Genomic DNA, 6,318 nt, shown 5'->3' on the forward strand with positions numbered 1-6,318 from the left:
TACTATAGAATACAGCACCATAGGTGGTGCAATAGTTGATTATAATTTTGACGGTAGCAATATTACCGGACTTGATATTGTTCAGCATTTGAAGAATAAAGGAGTTGGAAGGATTCACCTATGTACCGCCAGCCACGGCGATCCCAAGATAATGAAAGAGGCGACCCGTTTAGGAGTCGCCTCTGTTATTACTAAGCCCATACCAGACGTTCTAGAGATCTTTAGATCATAGACTTTTCTGCCCATACCTTGGATATGCTGATGGCTGTTTCCGCTGATTTCTCAACGACTTCAAGAGAGACCCATTCTTTAAAGCTGTGCATTCTTTGCATACCGATAAACAGGTTCGTTGACAAGACACCACTAAAGCAGAAATGACAAGCATCGCTACCACCCCTTACATACTGCGAGTTGGGAGTAATTCCGATCTTTTTCATGGCCTCTATAGCATAGTCAACCACGCGCCTGTCTTTATCCAATTCATTCTTATAGTTCTTGTACATCTCAGAAACTTCAATATTGATCTTTGCTTTTGGGTATTTCTTTAGCAAATCATCCTTTATTTTATGAAGTATCTTCACTTGATTCTCTATGCCGCTCAAGTCAAAGGATCTTAAAAATATAATCATTTCGGAACTGCCCACTCCTCCCTTTATTTCGTCAGCCCAAAAAATGTCCTGACGGTCAGAGCAGTTTTCAGGCCAAAGCTCATCCGGCATTTCTGAAACAAATTCAGATATGATGCGCGATGAACTTAAATAAATATTTTTACCATAACCAGGGAATGCCGCATTTCCTTGTACTGTGACTTTTGCCTTAAATCCATTAAAGCTTTCAATGTCGATATCACCCACAAAGCTTCCATCGAGCGTATAGATAACATCAGCGCCAAACTCTTTAAGGTTGAATTTTTCAGAGCCGACACCGATCTCTTCATCGGGCATTATTCCTATCTTAATATCACCATGTGGTTGATCATTATGGTCATCAAAGTAATGAGCCAGTTCAACCAGGGCTGATATCCCGGCTTTATCATCGGCACCTAATAATGTCGTGCCGTCAGATGTTATGATCGTGTTTCCGATACATTTCTTAAGATTGATCTCTTCCGCAGGGTCCAGAAACAACTCCGAATTCTTAGTGAATGTTATTTTTTCTCCTTGGTAGTTATTAATTATATTAGGCTGAACATTTTCTCCTGGGACATCAGGGGTGGTGTCAAAATGTGCGACAAATCCAACGGTTGGGATCTTGGTCGAAGATTTAATACTCCCGGGTATTGTGCCATACAGACAACAATCTTTTGTTAGAATGATATCTTTTAATCCGGCCTGTTTTAGGTCATCAATAACGACCTTGGCCAGTTCAAATTGACCTTTCGAGCTGGGAGTTTCGGCGTTTTCATGTGATGACCTTGTGTCCATTTTCACATATTTAATAAAGTTATCCAGAAGACGTTCCTTATTGACCATAATCTCTCCTTTTTATATTTTGTAGTTCGCCCACAGATCTGCGGGAATATTTGGGATATCCTGCATTAATGGTTCTGTGAATTCTGTAGTGATATTATATTTATTGACCAGATCCGTGGCTCTCTCGTAATTGCCCTCTGCCTCAATCACCGAAACTTCCCGGGAAAGCTGGTTAAGAGCCTCTCCAAATGTCTTAAAATTTATTTTTATCCTATCGTTCTCCCATACAAACCCGCCTTTTTCGTTGATAAAATTGAAATTTATTCTGGCGGCCGTTGAATATGCGCCGTGCCCCATGCGCAACGTCCTAAGCTCGCTAGCCATAAAGCTGGTGTACATGGACTCCCTGGTTCTGTTCTTTATATATCCCTTGTCTAACAAATAGTTTTGAAGGTATACCGAAAGCACATTAGCGCGAAGTTCCTCCAACGCCGAGTAATGGTCTTTTAATGCTATGTTAACGGTGTCATGTGTCCCATAGACAAATCTCGGTCCCAAGGAATGCGCTATTTCGTGGCCGACCACAAAGTCCGTATTACAGTTAGAATCTAAATATTGATGCAAATCATTTGATAAGAAATATTTTGATATAGGTGAGATGATCTTGTTGAATCTGGCGGTCATAAAATTTCTGTGCATTACTTTTTTAGAACCCTTCTCTGATGTCACCTTAGGATCATTTGGTAAGCTGAAGGCTGCAAATTGCATCGCCCTTCTGGCTTCGCCCCCACGATAGAGGGAGTCCACGACGATCATTGGAGTATCCATTTTGCCGCTGCCCTTTTTCTTGTACTTATCCTCTATTGGTAGGCATTGTTCAAATTCATCGATAAGGTCAAGGTACATGTCCAGTTTTTTTGTTTCCTCCTGATTCTTGATCATGACAACCGCTTCGTATCCGGCCTTTACACCCATTAGGTTGTCCGCGTAGACCTCATATGGCCCAATGACCACATCAATGTATGGATCCTTAAGATCTATCCATGCGCAATCGCTCTTGTAATAATTGTCGGTAAGAAGGTCTTCGGCTCTCTGCAAAAGATACGTTTTTAGCGTTGGCTCTTCTGCGAAAGCGGAAGCCTCTTTAAGAAGTTTGGCCGCTTCGGTGACCTCTACCTTGTATTCATCGTGATACTGAACAGCTTCTAGCTTCCCCCCTTTTCTCTTTATGACCGTAAACTGGCTCTCAAAAAGCTCTTTCTTTTCCGGGTGCGCCTTAACATGGTCTTCAAATTCCTTTTGGGTGAGATCTTCCGGATAAAATCCGGCCCCGGCAAATCTCTTTGGCTTATCTCCAATGAAAGCATTGTAATAATCAAGTCTGTCATAAGGGCCGCAATTCATCTCAATGAGGTCATGTATCAATTTTTCTTCGTCAGTTTTTGGGTTCAAATATCTTTTTCTCCAATCAATGGCGTCGTGAGCCGATTGTTTCCAGTAAATGTTATCGATAATATCAGCAACCTTGATCATCCTCTTGATTATTTCTTTTCGGTTTTTATCAAGAAAGGACCAGTCTGCATCAACGTCGAACGGTGCATGTTTGGCATATATTTTTTTGAGGTTGTCTAGGTTGTGCATAAAGTCCCCACTTTCATACCGTTGAAGGATCGGAGGTTCCTGTAGTACTACTCCTTAACCCTGAACGTGTCCCAAAGGATGAAGATACAAAGGAAGGCCACGCCGGCGAGTGAAATGAAATTCCCGGACAATACGTTTCCGCCAAGGCCGAAGTCCGGCAAGAATATCTTACCCGTTGATTGTTGAATATACATAAGTATCGCACCGACAACGCCCATAACTGCACCGCCGGCGATGAATCCGGATGCGATCAAAGTTCCCTTATCGCCGCGTTTTTTTGCGATCGCTTTTGTCTTCCCGGAAGTTCCGATGAAGTGTGACAACGCGCCGCCAACAAGAACGCTCATATTAAGGTTCATCGGCAGATACATGCCAAGACCGGCAGCAAGCGGAGGGACGCCTAGCATTTCAAATAGGATCGCGAGAATTCCGCCGATACCATACATTAGCCATGGAACCTGACCATCTCCCATGACCATCTGCATGACAGCGGCCATAGCGTTCGCCTGAGGTGCCGGTAGAGCAGTTGCCCTGTCAGCCGAGAATCCGTAGACCTTATTGAGAAGTATTATGACGGCTGCAATTCCAAGCCCGCCCACAACAATTCCAACGAACTTCCAACGTTCCTGATTTCTCGGTGTAGCGCCAAGCCAATAGCCGACCTTTAGATCGGATATTAACTGGCCTGAGACCGCCAAAGCTGTGCAAACGATGGTTCCGATTATCAGCACCGCGGCCATACCCGGTTTACCAATAAAACCCAGGGCAACGAATGAGAGGCTGGCAATTGCGAGAGTCACTATCGTCATCCCAGATATCGGGTTTCTCGCAGTGACAGCAATGCACCAAATGGCGACCGTCGTGAACAAGAAGGCTATAAAAGAAACAAGCAGGAGAGCCACCAGGCTGAACATTGTTGCATTCCCAACGCCGCCGAAAGTCTCCCATCTAAAATAAATAAATACGGAAACCAGCGCAGCTAAAAATAGACTTAAGACCACCGACATTTTCATATCCTTTTCAGTGCGCGGAACATTCCCGTCGGCATGACGTCCATGAACCATTTCGTTCACGCCTTCCTTGATGGCCTTCACCATTATTTTGGATGATTTTAAAACGCCGATTATGGCAGCCATTGCAATGACCCCAATACCGATAAAGCGAACGTAATTACCGAATATTTCGCCGGCGCTCATATCGCCGATCAACTTCCCGCTAACGGATACCATGCCGACGCCAAAATGTGCTACAAGTGGAACGAGAACGATGAACGAGAAAAATGAAGACGCGGCAAGGATCATGCAATATCTAATGCCGATAATGTAGCCCATGCCGATAACGGCTGCGCCGGTGTTGAGATCGAACACCATCTTTACCTTGTCGGTAAAAAAAGCAAAGCTGGGTATGAGCTTTGTTGTAAAGACCTCTCGCCATGCCCCGAACGACATCGATAGAAAATCATAGACCCCGCCAATGATCACCGAATATGCCAGGACCTTGGCGTGGCTTCCGCCTTCTTCGCCGGCAACAAGAACTTCTGTGACCGCGGTCGCCTCTGGGAACGGGTATTTGCCATGCATCTCGGAAACGTAGTGTTTGCGGAACGGTATCAGGTAAACTATGCCGAGCAGTCCGCCCGCGACACATGCAAAAAATACCGTAAAGAACGAGACATATTCATCTAATTTTAAGACGTAGAGAGCAGGGATAACAAAGACTATTCCGGCAGCCGCGGCCGGTGCTGCAGAGGCTATCGATTGTATAATGACATTTTCAAGAAGCGAGCTCCTCCTTGCGTAAGCGAAGGAAAGACCGACGGCAATTATTGCCACCGGTATGGCCGCCTCCATTCCCTGTGCTATCTTAAGCGTTAGAAACGTGGAGCCCGCACTAAAGATGATACCGAACAAAAGACCCCAAAACACCGAGCGAAGAGTTACTTCCGGAACATTTTGTTCGGCTGTTATGGTTGGCACATATTTTTCACCAGGCTTTAGAGTTGTGTAGGCGTTTGCAGGAAGGCCTACCCCGCTTGAAGTGTGTTTCATATTTTCTCCTTGTTGGTCTTATGAGAACTAGCTTTAATGGCGGTAATTGTCAAACCAAAGATTTTTAGGCCGGCTCTCTAAGGGCCTCCTCGGTCTGCTCGCGACGTTTCCACCTGAAAAGGTGTATCAGGCACCCGACCATAATGAGTACGGCACACGCCTGAACGACATAGGCTATATTCACCTTTATGGGTATGCACTTGACTCTCCCCACCACTACATATAGTGGTGGGGAGAGTCAAGTGCATACCCATATTATAAAATATAAGGGATAAAGGTATTCTCTTAAGAATACGACAGAGAAGATAAGGCAGGCCCTGACCACATCTGCAAGGATCATCAGTTTTCGTCTGTCGTATTTGTCGGCCATGACCCCGGCAATGTTACCCATAAAAAACGCTGGGATCAGGCGGAAAAGAAAGAAGAGTCACACCATGAAGGGCGACTTGGTTATCTCATAAATGAACAGGTTTATGATAATGAAACTTAAATAAGTTCCCATCGTGGATATGGCGTATCCGCTCCACAAAAGCCAATAATTTTTTCCTAATTTTGTCATAAAATAGTAAGAAGGGGAGGGAGCTTTTTAAGGCCACGGAAAAAGGCCCCTCCCGGGCTCTTAATCTACATAACCATGCAATATATGGTGCGTACAACTTTTTCATAGTATCTCCTTTCTCAAGTTTTCGATAGGTTTTGGTACGTAAAGCGAGTAGAGCGACCTTTCTCCCGCCTCTTTCATGAATTTGTCGACGATATCAAAGCCGGCAGGGTACGATGGATAGTAGATCCTCCAGTCATCTATTAGAAGGAATAGTTCGTCGAACCTGCTCTCGTCAATGCGGCCGAACTCACGGAGATATTCTTCCCCGTCTTTGCGCGTTATGGTCCTTTCCACGTTCTTTTTGTACCAAACATTGTATGCAAGTTTTTTGCAGAAATGTTCGCGTGTGGCCGATATTTCAATATAGGCCTTCTCTTCCGGTTCGAACGAACTAATGAACCTGAACGCCGTTTCCGCTATCCCTTCATTCAAGGCGGTCTCGGCGCTGTAAAGAAGGTCGATTGTAGCTTCTTCTCCCAGAAGCCCTTCTTCGAAGAGCATTTCGCGGTATAAGTAATAAAGATGATGTCCCGGATAAAGTTCATGCATCAGGGTCTGGAGCGCCGTTAATTTATTCCTTCTGTGATGATCTGATAGGCATATCCTGGCATTG

Annotated in this window: 4 protein-coding genes and 1 pseudogene (1 of these 5 cut by a window edge); 1 reads left to right on the plus strand and 4 read right to left on the minus strand. The window is 44.7% G+C overall.

The window, feature by feature from the left end; translation table 11 throughout:
* Positions 1-232, plus strand: a 232-nt coding sequence (locus tag COV46_02035) for a hypothetical protein (protein ID PIR17950.1), incomplete at its 5' end; no start/stop codon positions are given.
* Here COV46_02035 and pepT read toward each other — a convergent pair.
* From pepT to COV46_02055, 4 genes and pseudogenes are all read right to left on the minus strand, one after another.
* Entirely contained in the window at positions 222-1,472 is a 1,251-nt protein-coding gene (gene pepT / locus COV46_02040; GenBank protein PIR17951.1) for a peptidase T, read from the minus strand. The genes COV46_02035 and pepT overlap by 11 nt on opposite strands.
* A 12-nt stretch (positions 1,473-1,484) precedes the next feature.
* Positions 1,485-3,053, minus strand: coding sequence for a hypothetical protein (locus tag COV46_02045; protein ID PIR17952.1), 1,569 nt, complete (start codon positions 3,051-3,053; stop codon positions 1,485-1,487).
* A gap of 47 nt (positions 3,054-3,100) precedes the next feature.
* The gene (locus tag COV46_02050; protein ID PIR17953.1) at positions 3,101-5,101 is read right to left on the minus strand and encodes an oligopeptide transporter, OPT family; all 2,001 of its coding nucleotides are present in this window, start codon (positions 5,099-5,101) and stop codon (positions 3,101-3,103) included.
* A 661-nt stretch (positions 5,102-5,762) separates the two neighbouring features.
* Positions 5,763-6,318: pseudogene (locus tag COV46_02055) on the minus strand (hypothetical protein); it runs 653 nt beyond the window's last position.

The sequence above is a fragment of the Deltaproteobacteria bacterium CG11_big_fil_rev_8_21_14_0_20_49_13 genome, assembly GCA_002796305.1.
In the GTDB taxonomy this organism is placed as follows: domain Bacteria; phylum UBA10199; class UBA10199.

What these genes read in the sequence shown, in the direction of transcription:
- pepT (PIR17951.1), bottom strand. Translation starts at nt 1,472, where the DNA reads ATGGTCAATAAGGAACGTCTTCTGGATAACTTTATTAAATATGTGAAA.
- COV46_02045 (PIR17952.1), bottom strand. Translation starts at nt 3,053, where the DNA reads ATGCACAACCTAGACAACCTCAAAAAAATATATGCCAAACATGCACCG.
- COV46_02050 (PIR17953.1), bottom strand. Translation starts at nt 5,101, where the DNA reads ATGAAACACACTTCAAGCGGGGTAGGCCTTCCTGCAAACGCCTACACA.